Genomic DNA, 20738 nt, shown 5'->3' with positions numbered 1-20738 from the left:
AGCGATGAATCACGGCACCAGCACGAGCTCGTCTCGCGCGCCGGAGCCGCTGCGCGGCGTCATCGGGGTTCGAGCCCGAGCAGCGCTGGCCGCCACCATCATCGTCGCCGTCGCGCTCGCGCTGGGTTCGGCGGCGCTCGTACTGCTGCTGCGGCGCTCGTTGAGCGCGAGTGTCGAGGCGTCGGTGCAGGACCGCGTCGAGGAGGTCTTCGTCGAGCTCGAGGCGATCCCGGCTGGAACGAGCGCCGACGCGCTGGCGCGGTCGCTAGGGTCGACCGCGCGGAGCGCGTCGCGCCAGGGCACGGTCGTGCAGATCCTCACCGCCGACGGCGACGTGGCGAGCCAGTCGGCCGACCTGGAAGGTGAGCCTGCGCTCGGCCAGCCCCTCGACCCCGCCGACGGGATCGTCTGGGACGATGCGACGCTGCCGGTGGAGGAGGAAGAGGCGTACCGAGTCGCGCGCGCCGCCATCGGGACGCCGACCGGGACGTACACCGTCCTCGTCGCGCAGTCGCTCGAGTCGGTGGACGAGAGCACGGCCGCAGTGCTGCCGCTGCTGGCGATCGGCTACCCCATCCTTGTGCTCGTCGTCGCTGTCTCGACGTACTGGCTCGTTGGTCGCTCGCTGCAGCCGGTGGAGGCCATCCGTGCGAAGGTGGCCGCGATCGGCGGACGGCAGTTGACCGAGCGCGTGCCCGTCCCCGCGGCGCAGGACGAGATCGGCCGGCTGGCCGTGACGATGAATGGGATGCTGGGGCGGCTGGAGGCGGCTCAGCTCTCGCAGCGGCGGTTCGTCGCCGACGCCAGCCACGAGCTGCGCAGCCCGATCGCCACGATCAAGGCGATGGGGGAGACGGTCGTCGCCCATCCCGACGGGGCGCTCTCTGGGACCGCCGCGGAGGCTTTCGTCGAGGAGGCGACACGGATGGAGCGGCTCGTGAACGGGCTGCTGCTGCTCGCCCGAGCTGACGAGCGGGGGCTCGCCCGAGAGCAGCATGACGTCGACCTCGACGATCTGCTCGCGGCCGAGCGCGACCGCATCCGCTCCACCACCGCCTTGACGGTCGAGGCGAGGATCGAGGCGGTGCGCGTCTCTGGGTCGTCGCCTCAGCTGGCCCAGGCCGTCCGGAACCTCGTCGACAATGCCGTGCGGCACGCGCGCGAGGTGGTGGCGCTGAGTGTGCGAGCCGAGGACGGCATTGCCGTCATCGAAGTGCGCGACGACGGGCCGGGCATCCCCGCCGCCGACCGGGAGCGCGTGTTCGACCGCTTCGTGCGGCTGGACGAGAGCAGGGCCCGCGACGAGGGCGGCACCGGACTCGGCCTCGCGATCGTCAAGGAGATCGTGCTCGCTCACGGCGGCAAGGTCGAGGTCGTCGACAGCGGCACCGGAGCTGCGCTGCGCGTCACGCTGCCGCGGCAGTGCGAGGCGTGACGCCGGGCGTGACGACGCGGACGGACCCGGACTCGAGAGGTCAGTCCCGAGCAATGAGTCGATAGCCGACACCGCGCACCGTCCTGATCGATGTGCGTCCGAACGGCTGGTCAATCTTCTTCCTCAGGTAGCCGATGTAGACCTCCACCACGTTGTGGTCGCCCTCGTAGGCCGCGTCCCAGACCGCCTCCACGATCTGCGTCTTCGTGGCGACCTCGCCGGGGTGCCGCATCAAGAACTCGAGCAGCCCGAACTCCCGCGGCGTGAGCGCGATCTCCGTCCCGCCGCGCTCGACGCGGTGGCGCACCGGATCCAGCGAAAGGTCGCCCACGCTGAGCGCGACCGGCCGCTCCGGCGCGCCGCGGCGCACGAGCGCTCGCAGCCTCGCGACGAGCACGATGAACGAGCACGGCTTGATCAGGCAGTCGTCGGCACCCAGGTCGAAGGCATCCGCCTGGTCGTATTCTCCGTCCTTCGCCGTCAGCATCAGCACGGGCGTCCAGATGCCGGCTGCGCGCATGCCCTCGCACACCTTGTAGCCGTTGAGGCCCGGCAGCATGATGTCCAGCACCACGACGTCGTACTGCTGCTCCTTGGCCTTCCACAGTCCGTCGATGCCGTTGTCGGCCCAGTCGACGCTGAACGCCTCGGCGATCAGCCCGTGTCGGACCGCCTCGGCCAGCCGTCGTTCGTCCTCCACAAGCAGCACCCGCATGCGTTCCATTGTGACTGCCGCGCTCCACTCCCGTGGTCGTTCAGTCCGCGTCGCGCAGGCGTGCCGCTCGGCGAGCGCGCACCACCTCGATCACCAGCGGGACGACAGAGATCGCGACGACCGCAAGGGCGATGGCGTCGACGTTGTGCGCGACCCGCGGCACGCCGCCGAGCCACCGCCCGGCGAGCACGGCGATCGCGACCCACGCGACCGCCCCGAGCACGTTCCAGAGGACGAAGGTGCGGTACGGCAGGCGGGACATTCCCACGACCGGTGGAACGAAGGTGCGCGCGATCGGCACGAAGCGAGCCAGCACGAGCGCTCTCGCGCCGTGCTTGAGGAAGAACGCGTCCGCCTGCTCGAGATATGAGGACTTGAGGATCCTCGCGTCAGGCGAGAACAGCCGCCGACCGTAGCGCCGACCCAGCAGGTAGCCGATCTGATCGCCGGCAATGGCTGCGGCCGCCGCGACGACCAGCACGAGCGGGATGGGAAGGCCGAGCTGCGGGCTCAGCAGTCCGGCGGCGAACAGCAGGCTGTCGCCCGGCAGGAAGGGGAACAGCAGTCCCGTCTCGACGAAGATGATGGCGGCGAGGGCGAGCAGCACCCACGGCCCTGCTCCGGTGAGGAGCGAGACCGGGTCGAGCAGGCCTGCGAGGAAGACGTCGGGCACGTGTGATTCTCCTGATTCATCGGACTGACGCTGAGCGTGCGACAGCGCCGACGGAGCGCGTTGCTCCGCCGGCGGTGGTCGGGGGTCAGGTGTTGGGGTCTTCGGCGCCGTTCTCGCCCGTCTCGTCCTGCTGCTCGGTGCCGTTCTCGGTGGCCTCGTCGGTGCACTCGGGCTCGTCAGCCTCCTGCGCGAGCACGCTCGCGTCGCCGGCGTCGACCTTGACCTCGATCACGGAGCCGTCGGCCGCGGTCACCTGGACCTCGTAGACGACGTAGCCGTTCTCGTCCTCGAGCGTCGCGTCGCCGGCGGTGCCGGGCACCGCTGCGAGCGCTGCTGCCGTCGCCTCCTCGGGCGTGACCGTGGCGAGGCTCTGCAGGCTCGCGGCCTCGTCGGCCTCGGACAGCTCCGTGTCGGTGCCGTCGGGGGAGGTCGCGTCCTGCGGCGCCTGCACGGTGCCCGTGTACGACGGTTCCTGCTCGTCGGTCGCCGAGGACGACGGCTGCGTGCTGTCGGGGTTCGCCGCCATGGCGAGGCCGGCTCCACCGAAGGCGAGCGTCGTGGCGATGATGCCGGTCACGGCTGCCTTCTTCTTGAGGTTCTTCATGGTGTGCTCCTGTTCGGTTTCCGAACCCTTGCCGGTCCGGGCCGACCCGGTGATCGAGTCGATGTGATGAGACTCCCGGTCCGGCACTGTGGCGACTCTGAGACCACCTGAGAGCGCTCTCAGGTGCGAGCGCCGCAGGCGTGCTCGATCGGGAACGCCGTGCCAGGATCGCTCCAGGCCGGCGGACAGGAGCATCGATGCAGCGGGATCGCGAGGACCCGAAGCAGACGGGTCCCGACGCGGAAGTCGAGGTCGAGCGCCACCTGGGCACGAAGGATCTGACCCGTTGGCCGTCGCGCGCCGGCCGGGTCGGCGCTTTGATGGTCCACCGCCTGAGCGAGCTGCTCGGGCCTCACGCGGCTCTCGTCCTCATCCTGGCGGTCGGCGCGGTGGTCGCAGCGCTCGCGACGCTCGCGGCGGCCTGGGTCTACGACGCGGTGACAGAATCCGACGGCGTCGCAGGCTTGGACCGTCCGGTGCTCGCGGCGTTCGTGACGGTTAGGTCGCCGTGGCTCGATACGGCGGTGACGTGGTACACGAACATCGGCGGCGTGATCGTGATGCCGATCATCGCCGTGCTCGCCATCGTCGTGCTGACGCTGCGTCGCCGCAACTGGGCGCCGGTTCTGATCATCGGGGCCGCGGGCGTGGGATCGCTGCTGATGACGGTCGTCGGCAAGGGACTCGTCGCGCGGGTGCGGCCGGGGTTCAACGACGCCGTGCCACCGTTCGAGCATTCGCCCTCGTTCCCAAGTGGGCACACGCTCAACGCCACAGCGATTGCGGGCGCGATCGCCTACATGCTGCTCCTGCGGCAGTCGAGCCGTGTCGTCCAGGTCGCGACCATCGCCGTGGCCGTGGTGTTCGCCGTCAGCATCGGCATCAGCCGCATCTACCTCGGCCACCACTGGTTCACCGACGTGCTCGTCGCATGGATGTTGGGAGTGGGCTGGCTCGCGGTCGTCATCACCGCGCACCGGCTCTATCTCACCGCGCGGCATCGACAGCAGACAGCCCTTGCGACGTAGCGCTCGCGCACCCGTTCGGCCTGCTCGGGCGTCAGCTTGCAGGGGATGTGTGCTGAAGTGCCCGCGTCCGTCGTCGGGTAACGAAGAAGGCGCGGATTGCGCGCCCGTCGGCATCGTGGCCGAGTTGTGCAGCCAGTTCGGCGGGGGGTCATGGGCATGGCATGCGCTGAGGGTACCCCGCGAAGGGCTGCACGCTCGAGAGCTGGCCTCGGTGTCCTGTAAGCGTGCTGGGCAGGCGCTGATGAGGGAGCCCACGCAAGTGACTGATTGGAGAGTGGGGACGGAAATAGGTCCGTCGCCCACCGGACTTGAACTGGTCGAACGCTCCGGCTATCGATCGACTCGTCGTCTTCGGTGAGGTAGCGAACCTCGGTGTCCAGCAGCTGGCCGCCGCTCATGCAGCCTTGACCGTTCCCATCATCCCTAGGTCCTCGTGATCGAGGATGTGGCAGTGGTAGACCGTGAGGCCCGTGAACCGTGCGAAGTCGATGCGCACCACGACCGAGCCCTGAGCCGGGACGTTCACGACGTCCCGCCACTGGGTGCCGTCGATCGCCGATCCGTTCACCTGGATCAGCTGCATCGGCCAGACGTGCAGGTGGAACGGATGATCCATCGGCGTGGGGTTGCGGATCGTCCACTCCTCCACGGTCTCCGCGCCGACGCGCTGATCGATGCGCCCCGCGTCGAATGCGCGCCCGTCGAAACCCAGGGCCATCATCCCGCCCTGCTGCGGCATGCCCATCCCCATGGTCATGGTGAAGGAGATCTCGCGCAGCGCGTCGGGAGTGCGGGAGCGCAGGTCGGCGTCGGGCGCGCGCGGGGGCACGGCGGGCAGCACCGCGGCGTCGGGCCCGCGAACTTCGACGAAGGCGAGCAGCGCCGGGCCGGAGGAGCTGCCCCCGCCGGCCATCATCCCGCCCATCATGGCGGCGCCCCGGTCGTAGCCGAGTGTGCGCAGCTGGGCACTTCCGGCCTGCATCGTCACCAGGAGATCCGCCCTGTTGCCGGGAGCCAGCAGGACCTCATCGACGGCGCGGGGCCGCGGTTCGTGCCCGGAGTCGATGCCCAGGAGCTCCAGCCGCTGACCAGGCAGCGCGAGTCGGAGGTAGCGCGCCGTGCAGGCATTGACGATCCGCCAGCGCTCCCGCTCCCGCGGCCGCGCGACGATCTCGGGCAGCAGTTGACCGTTGACCATCAGGAAGTCGCCCTCCCGGCCCATCATGCGATCTGCCTCCGAAGCGGCAGCGACGGCTCCGCCGGCGAACGAGATGTCCGAGATCACGAGCACCCGCTCGCGGGCGACCGGGAGCGCGTCGCCTTCGACCACGATGGCACCGAAGAGGCCGCCGAAGATCTGATCGGCGACGTTGCCGTGGTGGTGGGGGTGATACCAGAACACGCCGCTGGGGTGGTCGGGAGGAAGGTCGAAGCGGTAGTCGAACACCTCGCCGGGTGCGAGGCTGATGAGGGGATTGTCTCCGTTCCCTGTCGGGGAGACGTGGAGCCCATGCGTGTGGAGATTGGTCGGCTCGCGAAGACGGTTCTCGAGGCGGACCTCGATGCGGTCGCCCGGGCGCACGCGCCACGTCGAGGCCGGGACGCTGCCGTTGTAGCCGAGCACGAGCGCCCTGCGGCCGGCTATCTCGTTCTCGTGCTCCGCGGCGACCAGCTCGGTGCGGAGCACGCCCCCGCGGCTTCGCAGCGAGCTCGGCTCGGCCAGCGGCCCGGAGGGCGTTGCATCGGGCGAGGTCCAGGGCAGACCCGTGCTGCTGAGCCCGAGCCCACCGAGTACCACGCCCGCGGCGCCGCAGGCGCCCAGCAGCAGAGCCTGGCGGCGGGTGATCGGCTCCATCAAGGAGCGTCGCGCAGGCGTGCGACTCGCTCGTCGTACTCAGCGTGGTCGATCTCGCCACGCGCGTAGCGCTCGTCGAGAATGGCGCGCGCCGATCCGCCTCGCGGCTCCGGTGGCCGGTGGCCTCCGCGGTTCAGACCGCCGGTCGCGAGCCGCACCGTCAGGACGACGAGCGCCGCGATGCCCGCGATCATCAAGAGCAGGAACACCCACCCCATTCCGGGGCCCATGCCGCCCCAGTTGCCCATGCCGCCCCAGTTGCCCATGCCGCTCCAGTTGCCCATGCCGCTCCAGTTGCCCATGCCGCTCCAGTTGCCCATCAACATGCTTCGACCTCCCCGTTCTCGTGCTTAAGGCGCAGTCGCGCCGTCACTCGTTGCCGCTGCCGACTTCGGCCAGCGCTGCGCCCAGGCGGTCCGCCGCTTCGTCTGCGACCGCTCGCAGCGCCTCGTTCCCGGTGACGCCGACCATGACCTTCGGGTCGAGCGCCTCGACGACCGACGTACCGTCGCCGGCGTCGCGCACCGTGACGTTGCAGGGGAGTAGCAGTCCGATGGACTCCTCCGCCTGGAGCGCGCGGAGCGCGAGCGGAGGATTGCACGCGCCCAGGATCACCTGCGGGGGCATGTCGACATCGAGCTTCGCCTTGAGCGTCGCCGCCATGTCGATCTCGGTCAGCACGCCGAATCCCTGCGTGGCGAGCGCCGCGCGGATCGCGGTGACCGTTTCGTCGAAGGGGAGGGCGACTGTCGTGGTGATGCCGTAGCTCATGACTTGCTCCAAGCGACTCGGGGCGGGCGGCAGTCGGCCGAAGGCTTGTGCCGGCACGATCCGCGGTCCCCGCTGATGCATCCAACTATACCCCCAGGAGTATTCGAGAACAAGAGTGGATGAGCGAGGGCGGCGCCCGCCGACCCGCGTCTGTCCATCCAGGCGAGAGGCGACACGCGAGCCGTCACCGCAGCGTGTCTCAATGCCGGCGGACTGTGGCAGATCTATTCGACACCCCTGGTCGGCTGGATGCAGTCCGGTTCGCTGGTGCACGTGGCGGTCCACGCCCACCTGCTCCTCGCGGGCTACCTCCTGACGACCGCGGCCATCGGCCTCGACTCGACACCGCATCGAGCGCCTCACCTCATCACCGCAGTCGCACCCCTCGCCACGATGGCGTCGCACAGCATCCTCGCCAAGACGCTCTTCGCCACTCCTCCCGACCTGTATGCCGTCGGTGACGTGCAGCCGGCGCGCAGCTCACGTACTACGCGGGCAGCTGATCGAGGCCGCGATCGTGGCGCTCTTCTGCGCGCGCTGGTACCGAGAAGCCGGACGTCATGCGTCCCGCCGGCGGCCCGGCGGCGTGGCGGTAAGCCAAGTGCGCTGAGCTCCCCGGCGGAGGGAGCCGTCACCGGAGCGGCAGGACGCCGCGGCCCGGACCGGCGATCGAGTCGCTTCAAAGAGACCGCGTCGTACCGGCGCATGCCGCGCCATCGCTCTCCGATTCGCGGTGGAGCGTCTTGGACGTGGTGTCGGAGCCGGGAGTGTTAAGGACGTCCGGACGAGCGCAGAATGCCTCGGGCGCCATGGGGATCTGAGCGTCCGCCGATAGCCAGGATCCGTACCCGTGCAACCCTGGGCGCATGTCGATGCCGTCCCCCATTGCATGCCGCGCGCCGCGCGAGCCGAGGCGGGGGAGCTGCTGCCGTATGACGTCGCGTGGAATGCCGCCGGCGGGCTACTGCTCCTCGCCGGCGTCGCCTGGACGATCGCGCTGGCGCGCCACGGACACCGCGCAGCATCCGCACCGCCAGCCGGAGCGGATGCGGTGACGGCATCGGATCGTGGCCGATGAACTGATCCTGCTCGGCCGCGCTGGCGGGCCGATCTGCACGCGAGCTCGCCGCGGCGTTGGCGCGAGTGCGTCTCGGCGCACTGCGCCGGAGCCCTCGTCATCGGAACCGACGGCCCACGACACGTCCTCGACGACTAGGTGCGTGGGTCAGTATTCGACGCGCGCGCAGGAATCTTGAACCGCGCTTGAGATGCCTGTGTTGCGACCCGTTTTCGTGCATGAACCGCGCTTAGCCGCGGTAGCGATGCAGCATTCTTGTCTCGACTCCATTACTGACCCACGCACCTAGCAATCGGCGAGGCAGCACGAGGGGGCGGCTGAAGCCTGCGCTCTAGCGGGGGCCTCGCTGGTCGAGCGGCTGGCGGGCTTCGGGGATGCCAAGCGTGTTGTGCTCTGCGGCGGTGGCACTGACTCGCGCGAGCAGCGATGCCGGGCACCAGCCGCGGACTGCGCCGGTGAGGAGGAGCGCAGCGCCGAGCGTGGCGGCGATGGCGAGCGGCGCGTCGTGCAGGTTGCTGAGCGCGAACGCGCCGGTCAGCGCGCCGACAGCGGCCCGCACGACGCGTTCGATGCTTCCCGGAGCGCAGACCGGGGCGCGGCGGCGGGAAGTCACGGCGCCTCGGCGGCTGCGCGCTGCTCGGCGACCTGGCGGCGCACGTCGTCCATGTCGAGCGCGCGGACGCCGGCGATGAGGCTGTCGAGCTGGGCCTGGCCCAGCGCGCCGGGCTGCGAGAAGACGAGGATCCCGTCGCGGAAGGCCATGAGCGTCGGGATGGACGTGATGCGGAACGCCGCGGCCAGCTGCTGCTGGTCCTCGGTGTCGACCTTACCGAACACGATGTCGGTGTTCGACGCGGCAGCTCGGTCGAAGACGGGCGCGAAGCTGCGGCAGGGGCCGCACCATGCCGCCCAGAAGTCGAGGAGCACCATGCCGTCGCCGGCGATGGTCGAGTCGATCGTTTCGATGGTGATGTCACGCGTGGTCATGTTCGGGGTTGCTCCCTGGATCGGTGATGGTCGGATGGGCCGGCGTCAGCGCCCGATTGCGAGGCCGGTCGCCGCTGACGCGCTCTTGAGCGCGCCGAGGTCGGTGACGTCCGCGAAGCCGGCCTCGCGCATGAGCGCGACCGCCTGTGCTGACCGGCTGCCGGACCTGCAGTGGACGAAGTAGGGCGCATCAGGGTCGAGCGAGGGCAGTGCCGCGGCGAGGTCGCCGTTCGACACGTCGAGGAGGACCGCGCCGTCGAGGTGACCGGATGCCAACTCGGGCGCGGTGCGCACGTCGATGACGACGGCGTCCGCTGGAGCTGCGACGCTGCCAGGGGGCGTCGATGCGCAGCCTGTCGTGACGGCGGCGAGCGCGAGGCCGGCGAGGCCGGCGAGCCATGGTGTTCTCCGGTGAGCGGTGTCGTTCAGGTGAGCGGGAGGTGGAGCGCGAGCTGCTGCACGAGCAGCGCGACGGCCACGCTGAGCACGAGCACCGCGAATCCGGTGCGCAGTGCCCGTTCGGGGATGCGGCCGGTGAGCGCCGAGCCGAGGAAGGAGCCCGCCACGGCGATTGCGGTGAACGGCAGCACCAGCGCCCAGGGGATGTCGGGGAGTGCTGGTTGGGCCGCGAGCCCGGCGAGCGATTGCATCGCGATGACGAGCAAGGATGTGCCGATCGCGGCCGACGCGGGCAGGCCGGCGAGCAGGATCAGCGCGGGGACGATGAGGAAGCCGCCCCCCGTTACCTTCTTCGTAGCCGCTTGGTGAGCATGCCGGGCGGTGGCAGCCTGCCGGGCTCGGCATGATTGGTCCCCCCTGTCGTACGCATGATCCGGGGGGTGTTGTCACCGAGCCTGGTTGGCGGTGGGTGATCGCTGATAGGGGCCAGGCCCGAGCACTCTCGAGGTCGTTCGTAACGTGGATGCCGAGACGCACCGTCGCAGCTGTCAACCCGAGCGAGCGGAGGAGCTGTGGTCACCCAGATCGAAAATTACGACCAGGTCGACGTGTTCGTCGGCCTCGACGTCGGCAAAGGCGAGCACCACGCGGTCGCTCTCGACCGGGCCGGGAAGAAGCTCTACGACCGGGCGCTCCCGAACGACGAGCGCAAGCTCCGCGCGGTGCTCATCGACCTTCAGAAGAACGGCGGTGTGCTGCTGATCGTGGATCAGCCGGCAACGATCGGCGCGCTGCCGGTAGCGGTCGCGCAAGCCGCAGGCGCGCTGGTCGGATATCTGCCGGGACTGGCGATGCGACGCATCGCAGACCTTCACCCAGGCGAAGCGAAGACCGACGCGAGGGACGCGGCGATCATCGCGGAGACCGCGCGGACGATGCCGCACACCCTGCGGTCGATCCAGGTCACCGACGAACAGGTCGCGGAACTCTCGATGCTCTGCGGATTCGACGACGACCTCGCCGCCCAGATCACCCAAGTCGGCAACCGCGTCCGCGGGCTGCTCACCCAGATCCACCCCGCGCTGGAACGCGCCATGGGGCCACGGCTCGATCACCCCGCGATCCTCGACCTCCTACAGCGATACCCCTCACCGGCCGCGGTGCGCGCCGCCGGCGAGAAACGGGTCGCTACGCGGATGCTGAAACTCGCACCCCGCAAAGGTCGCGACTGGGCGCACGAGATCATCGCCGCGCTCGGCGAGCAGACGGTCGTGGTCACCGGCACGAACGCCGCTGCCCTGGTGCTCCCACGCCTCGCCGCGCAGCTGGCGAGCTTGCGGAAGCAGCGAGACGAGGTTGCGGCGGAGGTCGAGAAGATGGTCGATGCGCACCCTCTTCAGCCCGTCCTGACGAGCATGCCCGGAGTCGGCGTCAGGACAGCAGCCCGACTCCTCACCGAAGTCGCCGGCAAACACTTCCCGACCGCCGGGCACCTCGCCGCCTACGCCGGCCTCGCCCCCGTCACCCGACGATCCGGGTCCTCGATCCGCGGCGAGTACTCATCGCGCCGCGGGAACAAGATCCTCAAGAACGCGATGTTCCTCTCCGCATTCGCCGCGCTCCGCGACCCCGAATCCCGCGCCTACTACGACCGCAAGATCAGCCAGGGCAAACGCCACAACCAAGCGCTGCTCGCTCTCGCCCGCCGACGATCCGACGTCCTCTACGCGATGCTCCGGGACGGGAGCCTCTACCAGCCGTCTCCGACGAGACTGGTCGCCTGAGGCACAACAACTGCAGGCGGCCCGCTGGGGCCTGGCCTACAGTGAGATGCAATGGTTGTCACGACATCCGGCTTAGCGGTGGGCTACTCGTCCGCTCGCGGGACGGGATCGTGTCTAAGTCGGAGCGCGACGTATAGACCGCAGCGCCGACAGATGAAGGCCCCCGAGTCCCCCAGTGCGTGAAGTTTCGAACGCTGATAGCTTCGGCCGCAGCATGAGCACCCTAGTGCGACCGCTGCCTTCGGGTCGATATCGGAATCCTGCACAAGCCAGATGCTATCGGCGAGCATCCTTCGCGACCTGTGTGGGCTGCTCGCTCCGGGAAGACGCCAGCTGAGGCGGCGCCAGGTCTATGGCCGCGACGCGGAGAGCGTCGCATGGGCGCAGGCAGCTACTGCGGGATCAGGTTGCAGACGCTGCCTGCGGAGCATTCCGCCGGGTCAAGCATCCGGCTTGCCGCAATCATGCCGACAAGTTCCGTTTCGAGTCGGGCAAGCTCTTCCTGTCGCGCACGGACCTCGGAGAGTTTCCCAGCCAGTAGGGCTTCCACATGTGAGCAGGGAGCTTGTCCGGCCTCACGCAGCTCGAGAACTCCTGCGATATCGGTCAGCTTGAGGCCAGCGGCCTGCGCGGCACGGATGAACCCGATTCGTGCCACCGTACGGTCTTCGTACGCCCGGTATCCGTTGCTCTCTCGGTGCGGGGTCGGCAGCAAGCCTTCGCGTTCGTAGAACCGGATGGTCTGTGTGCTGACGCCGGTCATTTCGGCGAGGTCTCCGATGCGCATGTCTCCATCACACCACTTGACCTTGCATCTGACTGCAACGTTTATGGTCGGTGCATGGAAATCACGGTGCAGTACTTCGACGGGTGTCCCAACTGGGAGACCGCCGCGGAACGCGTGGCGATGATCGCCGCGGAGCGCTCCGACCTCACGGTGAAACGGCAGCGCGTAGCCACGCAGGCGGACGCGGAAGCGCTGGACTTCCGTGGCTCCCCCACACTTCTCTTCGAGGGGGCTGCATTGTTTCCGGCACCAGATGCGCCGCCGGGCTTGTCCTGCCGGGTCTACCTCACCCCGAACGGTCTCGCCGGATCCCCGACGCTGGAACAGTTGCGCGACGCGATCGCCTACGCGGAAGCAGCGGCGGTATGAGGGACACGTTCGACCTGGTCGTGATCGGCGCGGGAATGGCGGGAATCGCTGCGGCCAACAAGTGCGCCGCGCAGGGATGGCAGGTCGGGATCGTCGACGAGCTCCCCTACGGCGGAACATGCGCGCTGCGCGGCTGCGATCCGAAAAAGATCCTGCGCCGCGGCGCGGAGGTCATCGACGCAGCTCAGCTGATGAACGGCACCGGTATCGACCAGAACGGGATGACTCTGGATTGGCCAGCGCTGATGGCGCGGAAACGCGGCTTCACGGATCATGTCCCGAAGCGGATGGAGAACGAACTCACCGGCAATGGCGTCACCACCTTCCACGGGCACGCCGAGTTCACCGGCACCAACGAGCTCACCATCGACGGCACCGCCCATCGATCGGACAGGTTCCTTATTGCCTCCGGTGCGACCCCGCGCACCCTGGACTTCCGCGGTGCCGGGAATCTCATCGACAGCACCGGGTTCCTCGATCTCGATCAGCTACCGCAGAAGATCGTGTTCATCGGCGGCGGCTTCATCTCGTTCGAATTCGCCCACATCGCCGCCCGTGCGGGCGCCGACTGCGTGATCATCGACCGAGGGTCACGCCCGCTGCGCCAGTTCGATCCCGACCTCGTCGAACTCCTCATCAGCCGAACCGAGCAGGCCGGCATCCGTGTCCTTCGCAACACGACCGTCACCGGAGTAGAAGCCACGCCGGCCGGCTACCGAGTCGACATTGACACCACCGGCAGCGCGGGCAGCATCGACACCGGCCTCGTCGTCCACGGCGCAGGCAGGGTTCCCAACCTCGCCAGCCTTAATCTTGACGCCGCCGGCATCGCCAGCGGCGCCCGCGGTGTCGCGGTCGCCGCCCACCTGCAGAGCACCACCAACCCGGCCGTATACGCCGCCGGCGACGCCGCAGACACGCCTGGCCACCCTCTCACCCCCGTCGCCGTGTTCGAAGGCAAAGTAGCCGCATCCAACATGATCAAAGGCACCACGACCACGCCCGACTACACCGGAGTGCCCACCACTGTGTTCACCATCCCCGAATTGAACCGTGTCGGACTCCTCGAGCACGAAGCCGTCGGTAACGGGCACGACATTGCGGTCCACTTCACCGACACCAGCCACTGGTACTCCACCTACCGAGTCGCCGAAACCACCGCAGCCGCCAAGATCATCATCGACACGGCCTCCGACCAGATCCTCGGCGCACACCTCCTCGGCCCGGACTACTCCGAACTCATCAACACCTTCGGACTCGCCATCAAGCTCGGCCTCACCACCCGGCAACTAAAATCCGCCACCGCCACCTACCCCTCCCTCGGCTCCGACCTCGGATCGCTGCTCTAGAAACGCCGAGATGCGCTGACGGGTCGCCGGGTCGCGACCGAAAAGCACCGCCGGCAATCCGCTGGCGAGCGGGATCGGCTATCCCCAAACAGATCGTCAAAATCACGTGCGAACGCACGCGCACCTTCGTATAGGCGACTCGAACGGACAACTATCCGCGAAAGGGACAACTTCAAGAAATTCCTACACAGACCTCGGCGCGCTCCACTGCCCTGACTTCGACACAACCGCGGACACCCGCTGGGCTTCTACTTCGCTTGACTAACCACATAGGGGCGCCCCCCCGCGCCGACCAGCCCGGCGAGTGAGCCGACAACCGTTCCGAGCACGAGGACGAGGGCGATGCGCGGCCGAGCGGGCTCCGCCCGGTCGTGACGCGGGCGCCGGCGAAGCATCGCCACCGCGGCGGCGATCATCGTGCCGGCGAGCAGCACCATGAGCACGCCTGGGGGCAGCGTGCGGCCGAGCAGCCCGCCGACGAGCGCGCCGACGACACCGGCCGCTCCGAAGACTACCCCGACACGCCAGCGCACGCGGCCCGCGCGAGCGTGCTGCAGCAGTCCGAGGGCGCTCGTCGTGCCGACGATGAGCAGTGACGACGCGATGGCGGCTCGCGGCTCCACGCCGCCGACGGCGGTCAGGATGGGCACGGCGAGGATCGAGCCGCCGCCGCCCAGCAGGCCGAGGCTGATGCCGACCAGCAGGGCGAGCGCAAGAACGGCGATGGTGGCGGTCGGCGTCATCGGGCGCCTCGATCCTCGGCGGTCAGCTGGTCGCCGGCTCGCGCCCGGTTGTCTGGAGCCACCCGAGGTAGGAGCCGTCGAGCTCGACGACGTCGACGCCGGCCCGGCGCAGTGCGCTGGCGACGACGCTGTTGCGCACGCCGCTCTGGCAGTACGTCACGACGGTGCCGTCCGCGGGCAACTCGTCGAGGTGCCACAGCGCGCGGCCGCCGCTGAGGTGCGCGGAGCCGGGGATGTGCCCGTCGGCGTGCTCGGAGCTGCCGCGCACGTCGACCAGGTTCACGTCGGCGAGGCCGTCGAGCTCCTCCGGCTGCAGCAGTCGGGGCTGCACCAGCTCGAGCCCGTCGAGGGAGCGGATGAAACCGTCGACGGCGTCGATGCCGACCCGCACGAGGTGGTCGCGCATCCGCTCCGCCTCCTCGCGGTCGTCCGCGAGGAGAACGAGCGGCCGGTGCTCCGCCTCCGGATCGTAGACCCACGCCCCGTAGGTCGCGGCCTTCGCTGCGCCCGGGATGTTGAGGGAACCGACCACGGTGCCGTCGTGCACCTGCCGGCGGTCCCGAGTGTCCACCAGGATCGCGAGGTCGCGCTCCAGGAGGTGCTGCACCTCCGCAGTGGACCGCTCGGGGAGCGGTGCGCGGGGGTGGAGCACCGCGGGGCCGGTGCGGTTCTGGGACTTCATTCGGGCGAAGTACGCGTGGGCGTCGGGCTGGCCGGAGAGTAGCTCGTCGACGAAGCCTTGCTCGTCGTCGGCGGCGAGGTAGGGAGCCCACCACGAGAAGGCGCGCTCGTAACCGACGGTCGTCGCCGCGATCGCGCCGAGCGACTTGCCGCACGCGCTGCCGGCACCGTGCGCTGGCAGCACCTGGACGTAGTCGGGCAATGTCAGGAAGCGGTCGCGCAGGCCCGCGAAGAGTTGGTGAGCGCCCTCGAAGCGGGTGTCGACGCCGCCGGCCGCCTCGTCGAGCAGGTCCGGTCGGCCGACGTCGCCGACGAACACGAAGTCGCCGGTGAGCATGAAGCCCGGCTCCTGGGCCTGCGCGCCGTCGGTCACGAGGAACGACAGGTGTTCGGGCGTGTGGCCGGGGGTGTGCACCGCTCGCAGCGTCACGTTGCCGACGACGATCTCGTCGCCGTCGTGCATCCGGTCGGCGTCGTCGAAGCCGGTGCCGTAGGTCCAGTCGGGTCCGCCCTCGTCGGAGACGTGCATGCGGGCACCGGTGCGCGCCGCGAACTCGCGGGTGCCTGAGAGGTAGTCGGCGTGGATATGGGTCTCGGTGACGTGCGCGATGCGCAGGCCGTGCTTGTCGGCCAGTCGCATGTACTCGTCGACGTCGCGGCGGGGGTCGATCACGATCGCCTCGCCGGTCGCCTGGCAACCGATGACGTAACTCGCCTGTGCGAGGTCCTCGTCGTAGATGCGCTCCAGCAGCATGATGCTCTCCTTGTTCGTCGTCGTCGTCGTTGTAGTCGTCAGCAGTGGCAGCGGTCGGCCGCCGGGACGCCCCCGAGGGCCTCCTCGACGTGCTGGCCGCATCCGGCCCAGCTCGGCTTGCCGCAGCGGTCGCAGGTGATGCGTGCGCACATGGTGATGTCCTCTCGTCAGTGGATCAGCGGCCGAACAGGCGCGCGAGGAAGCCGGGTCGCGAGGCCTTCGCCTCATCGATGTCGCGCTGCGTGTGCCGGCCGGGGCACCAGTCGGATGCCGGGACCGTGCGGCGCACGTCGTTCACGTGCTGGCCGCAGCCAGCCCAGGTCGTCTTCCCGCAGATGTTGCACTTCGCGGCTCTGCACATCTCGCCCTCCTGGCGGTGTCGATGAAGGTTGAATACCCCGGGGGGTATCCAAACTATACCCTGGGGAGTATGGTGGATGTCAACCCAGGAGGAATCCGATGAGCATCAGCCCAGACATCGTCGCGGCGCACGACCCGGAGGCGAAGCGCAAGATCGTGAATCGGCTGCGGCGCGCGCACGGCCAGCTGGCAGCCGTCATCGCTGCGGTCGAGGACGAGGCCCACTGCCGCGACGTCGTGCAGCAGCTCTCCGCAGTGTCGAAGGCCGTCGACCGGGCTGGCTTCCTGGTGGTCGCCGGTGCCCTGAAGGAGTGCCTAGCCGAGGAGCCGGGCGACGGCGAGCGCATCGACGAGCTGGAGAAGCTCTTCCTCTCGCTCGCTTAGAGATTCCGGCGGGCGTCTCCGTGCCTCGGTAAGCACGCCGAGCAAGTGTGGCCCTCGCCATGCTTTTCCCTGGTGGGCCGCCGAGGCAAAGAAATAGGGCCAGGTGCGAACTTCCTCCAAGGGTGGTCCCTTGGTCGAAAGTTCACACCTGACCCGTCTGTGGGTGAGTAACGGGGCTTGAACCCGCGACCCCCGCGACCACAACGCGGTGCTCTACCAGCTGAGCTATACCCACCATGCGCCTGCCGGAGCTGGCGACTCGACAAGTCTATTACATGTTCGGAGTGAACTCTGACACCGTGTGGGCGGCGATGTCGCGCGCCTGATCGGAGGAGGGCCCGGGGGCGTCGATGAACACCGCGGAGCGGTAGTAGCGCAGCTCGCGGATCGACTCGAGGATGTCGGCGAGAGCCCGGTGACCGCCGTGCTTCTCGGGCGCCTGGAAGAAGACGCGGGGGTACCAGCGGCGGGCGAGCTCTTTGATGCTCGAGACGTCGACGTTGCGGTAGTGCAGGTACTGGTCGATGTTCGGCATGTACCTGGCGAGGAACATCCGGTCGGTGCCGATCGTGTTGCCGGCGAGCGGCGCCCTGCGCTCGAGCGGGACGAAGCGCTTGATGTAGGCGAGCGTCTGCTCTTCGGCCTCGGCGAGGCTCACACCGTTCGGGATCTCGTCGATCAGGCCCGAGGTGCGGTGCATGTCGGTCACGAAGGCGTTCATGTTCGCGAGTGCGGCATCACTCGGTCTGATGACGATCTGGAAGCCGGGGTCGATCAGATTCAGCTCGAAGTCGGTGATCACGACGGCGATCTCGACGAGTTCGTCGACCGAGAGGTCGAGGCCCGTCATCTCGCAGTCGATCCAGACGAGCCGGTCGTTCTCAGTCGCAGAAACCATGGTTCGATCCTAGCGACGGGACCCGACACGGTAATCTGGAGACCGCACGCCTCCTTAGCTCAGAGGAAGAGCATCGGCTTTCTAATCCGTTGGTCGCAGGTTCGAATCCTGCAGGGGGCACCTCGTCAGTTCCGCAGTGCCGCGACCGCGTCGTCCGCATCCCAGAACTCACCGACCAGGCGGAACGCTCCGGATGCCAGGTGCAGGCGCTCCGCGCGGTAGCGGATACCCAGGGGATCGGCGATCACGCGGAGATGACCGCGAATGGCGCCGCGCGCGTCGACCACCCGCCACAGGTGGTCGCCTGCCCGGTCGAGGTGCTCGGAACGGCTGCGAAGGGATGGTGTCTCCCACAGGAGAGCGGGGTGCGTCTCGGTCAGCGAAGTCATGCTGTCTCCTTCCTCGATTCGAACATAAGGACGGCCACCGACATTCCGTCCCGTAGACTCGGCGGCATGCCCGCGACCTCCCCGTACGCCGCTCGCCTCGCCGAGATCCCGGTCGAACGCCGTGAGGTGGAGGTGCTGGGATCGACCACGGCGTACTGGGTGTACGGCGAGGCCGCGGAGGATGCGCCGACGATCGTCGCCGTGCACGGTTTCCGTGGCGAGCACCACGGGCTCGAGCCGGTCGTGGCGTACCTGCCCGACATCCGGATCATCTCTCCCGACCTGCCCGGCTTCGGCGAGACACCGCCGATCCGGAATCGCGAGCACGACCTCGGGCTCTACGCCGGGTGGCTGTGCGAGTTCGCCCGCGCCGTGGCCCCGGGGGCTGTCATCCTCGGGCACTCGTTCGGGTCGATCGTCGCGGCCGCGGCCGTCGCGAGCGGCCTTGAGACGCCGCGACTCATCCTGATCAACCCGATCGGGGCGCCCGCGCTGGAGGGCCCGAAGGGGGTACTCACCCGGATCGCGGTGCTGTACTACGTGCTCGGCGCTCGTCTGCCCGAGCGGTGGGGCACGGCCCTGCTGCGTCATCCGCTCACGGTGCGCGTGATGAGCATGGCGATGGCCAAGACCCGCGACCCGGCGCTGCGCCGGTTCATCCACGATCAGCACGACACCTACTTCTCGCGCTTCGCCGATCGGGATGTGCTGCACGACGCCTTCGTGACCAGCGCGTCGCATGACGTGCGGGCCTTCGCGGGCGTGATCGACGTGCCGACTCTGCTGATCGCGGCTCAGCGCGACGACATCACGCCCATCGAGGCCGAGCGTCGCCTCGCGATGATGTTCCCTCGTGCCGAGCTCGTGGAGATCGCCGAGGTCGGCCACCTCATCCACTACGAGGCCCCGGCCGAAGCGGCCGGGGCGATCCGTCGTTTTCTCAGACTTCCCGTCGTGCGAGGCCGATGAGCCCGGCCACCCGGAAGGGGATGACCTCGCCCATGGCCAGCGAGGTCTCGGTGCGCTCGACGCCGTCGATCGACAGGATCCTGGCGTCGGTGTCGAACAGGTGACGGGCGTCGCGGCACGCGACGCGGGCGAGCAGATCGATCGACCCGCTCAGGCCGTGCGCCTGCACGATCTCGGGAACGCGTGCCAGCTCGGCGATGATCCGCGGCAGCTCCGTCTGCCGCACGCCGATGCTGATGAACGCCTGCAGGGGGAATCCCAGCACCTCGGTGGAGAACGAGCGCTCATACGACTCGAACACACCGGTCTGCTCGAGCCGGGCCATCCGGGCCTGGATCGTGTTGCGAGACAGTCGGAGGCGGTCGGCCAGCTTCACCACGGTGGTGCGGGGGTCTTCCGCGAGGGCGGTGAGCAGTTCGAGGTCTGTGCGATCCAGGACGGGCATAGTGCCACACGATAGCAGGGCGGATCGCCCCCGGATTGGGCAACCTGCTCAGGGATCGTGAACATGCTTGAGCGGGGTGCCAGGCCGACGTAGCATTCGAGGAAGCCCGACACAGCAGTCGGGAAGCCGTGCACGCCCCACGAAGGCCGCCACGTCAGGAGGACGCCGATGTCACCGAACACCAGCCCGATCGTCGACGCACAGAACGATCTCGAACTCACCGAGCGCATCATCGCTCCGGACGGCACCCGCGTGCCGAACCCCCAGCTCGACCGCTGGATCGACGACATCGACTACGTGGCGATGCGCGAGCTGCACCGCGACATGGTGGTGCTGCGGCGCATCGACTCCGAGGGCGTGGCGCTGCAGCGTCAGGGTCAGCTCGGGCTGTGGGCGCCGTGCAACGGACAGGAGGCGGCGCAGATCGGCACCGGCCGTGCGCTCGCGCCCAACGACTTCGTGTTCCCCAGCTACCGCGAGACCGGCGTGATGTACACCCGCGGCGCCGAGCCGGGCGACTACGTGCGGATGTGGCGCGGCGAGGAGGGCGCGGCGTACGACCCCGCACGGCTCGGCATCGCGCCGCTGCAGATCATCATCGGCGCCCAGACCCTGCACGCGGTGGGTTACGGCATGGGGATCCTGCATGACGGCGCCGACGAGGTCGCCGTCACCTACTTCGGCGACGGCGCCACCAGCCAGGGTGACGTCAACGAGGCGATGATCTTCGCATCGTCGTACCGTGCTCCGGTGGTGTTCGTCTGCCAGAACAACCACTGGGCGATCTCCGAACCGGTCGGACTGCAGTCGCAGTATCCACTGGCAGGCCGGGCGCCCGGATTCGGCATCCCCAGCCTGCGCGTCGACGGCAACGACGTGCTCGCCTGCATGGCGGCGATGCGCTGGGCGCTCGATCACGCGCGCTCCGGCAAGGGCCCCGCGTATCTGGAGGCGGTGACCTACCGCATGGGCCCGCACACGACGGCAGACGATCCGAAGCGCTACCGCGACGACACCGAGCTCGCCGTGTGGCGCGATCGTGACCCGATCGCGCGTGTGGAGGCGCATCTGCGCGCCGTCGGGGAGCTGACGCACGAGCACCTCGAGTCCGTGCAGCAGACCGCCGACGACGTCGCGCGGAAGATGCGTGCCGCATGCATCGGGATGCAGACCCGGCCCGCTCTCGCCGTGTTCGATCGCGTGTACGCCGAGCCGCACTCCGGTCTCGAGCGTCAGCGCGACGAGTACGCCGCGTACCTGGCATCGTTCGAGGAGGCCTGA

Annotated in this window: 26 protein-coding genes, 2 tRNA genes and 1 pseudogene; 11 read left to right on the top strand and 18 right to left on the bottom strand. The window is 68.9% G+C overall.

The window, feature by feature from the left end; translation table 11 throughout:
- The first annotated feature begins 4 nt into the window (after positions 1-4).
- A complete protein-coding gene (locus AB0O65_RS07550) occupies positions 5-1435 on the top strand; it encodes an ATP-binding protein (protein WP_363383899.1) in 1431 nt (476 codons plus the stop codon).
- 40 nt (positions 1436-1475) lie between these two features.
- Here AB0O65_RS07550 and AB0O65_RS07545 read toward each other — a convergent pair whose 3' ends face one another.
- From AB0O65_RS07545 to AB0O65_RS07535, 3 genes are all read right to left on the bottom strand, one after another.
- Positions 1476-2150, bottom strand: coding sequence for a response regulator transcription factor (locus AB0O65_RS07545; protein ID WP_071645095.1), 675 nt, complete (start codon positions 2148-2150; stop codon positions 1476-1478).
- 40 nt (positions 2151-2190) lie between these two features.
- Positions 2191-2823 carry a VTT domain-containing protein gene (locus AB0O65_RS07540; RefSeq protein ID WP_016465075.1) on the bottom strand — a complete coding sequence of 211 codons (633 nt, stop codon included), beginning with the start codon at positions 2821-2823 and terminating at the stop codon, positions 2191-2193.
- 85 nt (positions 2824-2908) lie between these two features.
- A complete protein-coding gene (locus AB0O65_RS07535; RefSeq protein ID WP_016465076.1) occupies positions 2909-3427 on the bottom strand; it encodes a PepSY domain-containing protein in 519 nt (172 codons plus the stop codon).
- A gap of 197 nt (positions 3428-3624) precedes the next feature.
- On the opposite strand from AB0O65_RS07535, the gene AB0O65_RS07530 reads away from it, so the two are divergent.
- Entirely contained in the window at positions 3625-4455 is an 831-nt protein-coding gene (locus AB0O65_RS07530; protein WP_033107199.1) for a phosphatase PAP2 family protein, read from the top strand.
- A 394-nt stretch (positions 4456-4849) separates the two neighbouring features.
- On the opposite strand, the gene AB0O65_RS07525 is transcribed toward AB0O65_RS07530, so the two are convergent.
- From AB0O65_RS07525 to AB0O65_RS07515, 3 genes are read right to left on the bottom strand one after another with little or no spacing between them, the layout of a single operon-like run.
- Positions 4850-6310 (bottom strand): multicopper oxidase family protein, encoded by a 1461-nt coding sequence (locus tag AB0O65_RS07525; RefSeq protein ID WP_071645090.1) that lies wholly within the window; start codon positions 6308-6310, stop codon positions 4850-4852.
- A complete protein-coding gene (locus tag AB0O65_RS07520) occupies positions 6310-6630 on the bottom strand; it encodes an SHOCT domain-containing protein (RefSeq protein ID WP_363383896.1) in 321 nt (106 codons plus the stop codon). Before AB0O65_RS07520 ends, AB0O65_RS07525 begins: the two co-directional genes overlap by 1 nt.
- Positions 6631-6679: 49 nt before the next feature.
- On the bottom strand, positions 6680-7081 hold the full coding sequence (locus tag AB0O65_RS07515) for a DUF302 domain-containing protein (protein WP_016465080.1): 402 nt from the start codon (positions 7079-7081) through the stop codon (positions 6680-6682).
- A gap of 150 nt (positions 7082-7231) precedes the next feature.
- Between AB0O65_RS07515 and AB0O65_RS07510 the strand changes: the two genes are divergently transcribed.
- Both AB0O65_RS07510 and AB0O65_RS07505 read left to right on the top strand, forming a co-directional pair.
- Positions 7232-7855 carry a cytochrome c oxidase assembly protein gene (locus tag AB0O65_RS07510; RefSeq protein ID WP_083428857.1) on the top strand — a complete coding sequence of 208 codons (624 nt, stop codon included), beginning with the start codon at positions 7232-7234 and terminating at the stop codon, positions 7853-7855.
- A 76-nt stretch (positions 7856-7931) separates the two neighbouring features.
- Positions 7932-8159: a hypothetical protein gene (locus tag AB0O65_RS07505; RefSeq protein ID WP_363383894.1), complete on the top strand. Its 228-nt coding sequence runs from the start codon at positions 7932-7934 to the stop codon at positions 8157-8159.
- 331 nt (positions 8160-8490) lie between these two features.
- Here the strand turns inward: AB0O65_RS07505 and AB0O65_RS07500 are convergent, their stop codons facing one another.
- The 4 genes and pseudogenes from AB0O65_RS07500 to AB0O65_RS07485 all read right to left on the bottom strand — a co-directional run.
- The gene (locus AB0O65_RS07500; protein WP_071644393.1) at positions 8491-8772 is read right to left on the bottom strand and encodes a YgaP-like transmembrane domain; all 282 of its coding nucleotides are present in this window, start codon (positions 8770-8772) and stop codon (positions 8491-8493) included.
- Entirely contained in the window at positions 8769-9146 is a 378-nt protein-coding gene (locus AB0O65_RS07495; protein WP_016465083.1) for a thioredoxin domain-containing protein, read from the bottom strand. The genes AB0O65_RS07500 and AB0O65_RS07495 overlap by 4 nt, the downstream gene beginning before the upstream one ends.
- A gap of 45 nt (positions 9147-9191) precedes the next feature.
- Positions 9192-9446, bottom strand: a complete 255-nt coding sequence (locus AB0O65_RS07490; RefSeq protein ID WP_363384052.1) for a rhodanese-like domain-containing protein — start codon at positions 9444-9446, stop codon at positions 9192-9194.
- Between the two features lie 125 nt (positions 9447-9571).
- A pseudogene (locus AB0O65_RS07485) lies at positions 9572-9877 on the bottom strand (sulfite exporter TauE/SafE family protein); the annotation flags it as partial.
- Between the two features lie 252 nt (positions 9878-10129).
- Here AB0O65_RS07485 and AB0O65_RS07480 point away from each other — a divergent pair.
- A complete protein-coding gene (locus AB0O65_RS07480; protein WP_363384050.1) occupies positions 10130-11329 on the top strand; it encodes an IS110 family transposase in 1200 nt (399 codons plus the stop codon).
- 391 nt (positions 11330-11720) lie between these two features.
- On the opposite strand, the gene AB0O65_RS07475 is transcribed toward AB0O65_RS07480, so the two are convergent.
- Positions 11721-12116 (bottom strand): heavy metal-responsive transcriptional regulator, encoded by a 396-nt coding sequence (locus AB0O65_RS07475; RefSeq protein WP_053546316.1) that lies wholly within the window; start codon positions 12114-12116, stop codon positions 11721-11723.
- Positions 12117-12170: 54 nt separating this feature from the next.
- Between AB0O65_RS07475 and AB0O65_RS07470 the strand changes: the two genes are divergently transcribed.
- Together AB0O65_RS07470 and AB0O65_RS07465 are read left to right on the top strand one after the other, a co-directional pair.
- Positions 12171-12485, top strand: coding sequence for a thioredoxin family protein (locus AB0O65_RS07470; protein WP_313477964.1), 315 nt, complete (start codon positions 12171-12173; stop codon positions 12483-12485).
- On the top strand, positions 12482-13834 hold the full coding sequence (locus tag AB0O65_RS07465; protein WP_313477963.1) for an NAD(P)/FAD-dependent oxidoreductase: 1353 nt from the start codon (positions 12482-12484) through the stop codon (positions 13832-13834). The genes AB0O65_RS07470 and AB0O65_RS07465 overlap by 4 nt, the downstream gene beginning before the upstream one ends.
- A 248-nt stretch (positions 13835-14082) precedes the next feature.
- Here the strand turns inward: AB0O65_RS07465 and AB0O65_RS07460 are convergent, their stop codons facing one another.
- The 3 genes from AB0O65_RS07460 to AB0O65_RS07450 form a co-directional block, all read right to left on the bottom strand.
- Complete coding sequence (locus AB0O65_RS07460) at positions 14083-14577, bottom strand: sulfite exporter TauE/SafE family protein (protein WP_363383891.1); 495 nt, start codon at positions 14575-14577, stop codon at positions 14083-14085.
- Between the two features lie 22 nt (positions 14578-14599).
- Entirely contained in the window at positions 14600-16012 is a 1413-nt protein-coding gene (locus tag AB0O65_RS07455; protein ID WP_363383889.1) for an MBL fold metallo-hydrolase, read from the bottom strand.
- A 175-nt stretch (positions 16013-16187) separates the two neighbouring features.
- Positions 16188-16373 carry a hypothetical protein gene (locus AB0O65_RS07450; protein WP_016465088.1) on the bottom strand — a complete coding sequence of 62 codons (186 nt, stop codon included), beginning with the start codon at positions 16371-16373 and terminating at the stop codon, positions 16188-16190.
- A 98-nt stretch (positions 16374-16471) separates the two neighbouring features.
- Here AB0O65_RS07450 and AB0O65_RS07445 point away from each other — a divergent pair, with 98 nt between their 5' ends.
- Positions 16472-16756 carry a metal-sensitive transcriptional regulator gene (locus tag AB0O65_RS07445; RefSeq protein WP_016465089.1) on the top strand — a complete coding sequence of 95 codons (285 nt, stop codon included), beginning with the start codon at positions 16472-16474 and terminating at the stop codon, positions 16754-16756.
- A gap of 162 nt (positions 16757-16918) precedes the next feature.
- On the opposite strand, the gene AB0O65_RS07440 is transcribed toward AB0O65_RS07445, so the two are convergent.
- Positions 16919-16991 (bottom strand) — tRNA-His (locus AB0O65_RS07440).
- Positions 16992-17027: 36 nt separating this feature from the next.
- Positions 17028-17654 carry an oligoribonuclease gene (orn, locus tag AB0O65_RS07435; RefSeq protein ID WP_071644399.1) on the bottom strand — a complete coding sequence of 209 codons (627 nt, stop codon included), beginning with the start codon at positions 17652-17654 and terminating at the stop codon, positions 17028-17030.
- A gap of 48 nt (positions 17655-17702) precedes the next feature.
- Between orn and AB0O65_RS07430 the strand changes: the two genes are divergently transcribed.
- Positions 17703-17774 (top strand) — tRNA-Arg (locus tag AB0O65_RS07430).
- Between the two features lie 5 nt (positions 17775-17779).
- On the opposite strand, the gene AB0O65_RS07425 is transcribed toward AB0O65_RS07430, so the two are convergent.
- Entirely contained in the window at positions 17780-18043 is a 264-nt protein-coding gene (locus AB0O65_RS07425) for a hypothetical protein (protein WP_071644401.1), read from the bottom strand.
- Between the two features lie 66 nt (positions 18044-18109).
- On the opposite strand from AB0O65_RS07425, the gene AB0O65_RS07420 reads away from it, so the two are divergent.
- A complete protein-coding gene (locus AB0O65_RS07420; protein ID WP_363383886.1) occupies positions 18110-19012 on the top strand; it encodes an alpha/beta hydrolase in 903 nt (300 codons plus the stop codon).
- Here the strand turns inward: AB0O65_RS07420 and AB0O65_RS07415 are convergent.
- Positions 18984-19457, bottom strand: a complete 474-nt coding sequence (locus AB0O65_RS07415; protein WP_071644405.1) for an Lrp/AsnC family transcriptional regulator — start codon at positions 19455-19457, stop codon at positions 18984-18986. The genes AB0O65_RS07420 and AB0O65_RS07415 overlap by 29 nt on opposite strands.
- A 168-nt stretch (positions 19458-19625) precedes the next feature.
- Here AB0O65_RS07415 and AB0O65_RS07410 point away from each other — a divergent pair, with 168 nt between their 5' ends.
- On the top strand, positions 19626-20738 hold the full coding sequence (locus AB0O65_RS07410; RefSeq protein WP_313478797.1) for a thiamine pyrophosphate-dependent enzyme: 1113 nt from the start codon (positions 19626-19628) through the stop codon (positions 20736-20738).

It is taken from the genome of Microbacterium sp. NPDC077391, assembly GCF_040686955.1.
GTDB lineage: Bacteria > Actinomycetota > Actinomycetes > Actinomycetales > Microbacteriaceae > Microbacterium > Microbacterium commune.
The sequence above is the reverse complement of the archived record's forward strand: the minus strand, read 5'-3'. Positions and strand labels throughout refer to the sequence as shown.

Coding starts and splice junctions, on each gene's coding strand:
- AB0O65_RS07550 (WP_363383899.1), top strand. CDS start 5: ATGAATCACGGCACCAGCACGAGCTCGTCTCGCGCGCCGGAGCCGCTG.
- AB0O65_RS07545 (WP_071645095.1), bottom strand. CDS start 2,150: ATGCGGGTGCTGCTTGTGGAGGACGAACGACGGCTGGCCGAGGCGGTC.
- AB0O65_RS07535 (WP_016465076.1), bottom strand. CDS start 3,427: ATGAAGAACCTCAAGAAGAAGGCAGCCGTGACCGGCATCATCGCCACG.
- AB0O65_RS07530 (WP_033107199.1), top strand. CDS start 3,625: ATGCAGCGGGATCGCGAGGACCCGAAGCAGACGGGTCCCGACGCGGAA.
- AB0O65_RS07525 (WP_071645090.1), bottom strand. CDS start 6,310: ATGGAGCCGATCACCCGCCGCCAGGCTCTGCTGCTGGGCGCCTGCGGC.
- AB0O65_RS07520 (WP_363383896.1), bottom strand. CDS start 6,630: ATGGGCAACTGGAGCGGCATGGGCAACTGGAGCGGCATGGGCAACTGG.
- AB0O65_RS07515 (WP_016465080.1), bottom strand. CDS start 7,081: ATGAGCTACGGCATCACCACGACAGTCGCCCTCCCCTTCGACGAAACG.
- AB0O65_RS07495 (WP_016465083.1), bottom strand. CDS start 9,146: ATGACCACGCGTGACATCACCATCGAAACGATCGACTCGACCATCGCC.
- AB0O65_RS07475 (WP_053546316.1), bottom strand. CDS start 12,116: ATGCGCATCGGAGACCTCGCCGAAATGACCGGCGTCAGCACACAGACC.
- AB0O65_RS07470 (WP_313477964.1), top strand. CDS start 12,171: ATGGAAATCACGGTGCAGTACTTCGACGGGTGTCCCAACTGGGAGACC.
- AB0O65_RS07465 (WP_313477963.1), top strand. CDS start 12,482: ATGAGGGACACGTTCGACCTGGTCGTGATCGGCGCGGGAATGGCGGGA.
- AB0O65_RS07460 (WP_363383891.1), bottom strand. CDS start 14,577: ATGACGCCGACCGCCACCATCGCCGTTCTTGCGCTCGCCCTGCTGGTC.
- AB0O65_RS07455 (WP_363383889.1), bottom strand. CDS start 16,012: ATGCTGCTGGAGCGCATCTACGACGAGGACCTCGCACAGGCGAGTTAC.
- AB0O65_RS07450 (WP_016465088.1), bottom strand. CDS start 16,373: ATGTGCAGAGCCGCGAAGTGCAACATCTGCGGGAAGACGACCTGGGCT.
- AB0O65_RS07445 (WP_016465089.1), top strand. CDS start 16,472: ATGAGCATCAGCCCAGACATCGTCGCGGCGCACGACCCGGAGGCGAAG.
- orn (WP_071644399.1), bottom strand. CDS start 17,654: ATGGTTTCTGCGACTGAGAACGACCGGCTCGTCTGGATCGACTGCGAG.
- AB0O65_RS07425 (WP_071644401.1), bottom strand. CDS start 18,043: ATGACTTCGCTGACCGAGACGCACCCCGCTCTCCTGTGGGAGACACCA.
- AB0O65_RS07420 (WP_363383886.1), top strand. CDS start 18,110: ATGCCCGCGACCTCCCCGTACGCCGCTCGCCTCGCCGAGATCCCGGTC.
- AB0O65_RS07415 (WP_071644405.1), bottom strand. CDS start 19,457: ATGCCCGTCCTGGATCGCACAGACCTCGAACTGCTCACCGCCCTCGCG.
- AB0O65_RS07410 (WP_313478797.1), top strand. CDS start 19,626: ATGTCACCGAACACCAGCCCGATCGTCGACGCACAGAACGATCTCGAA.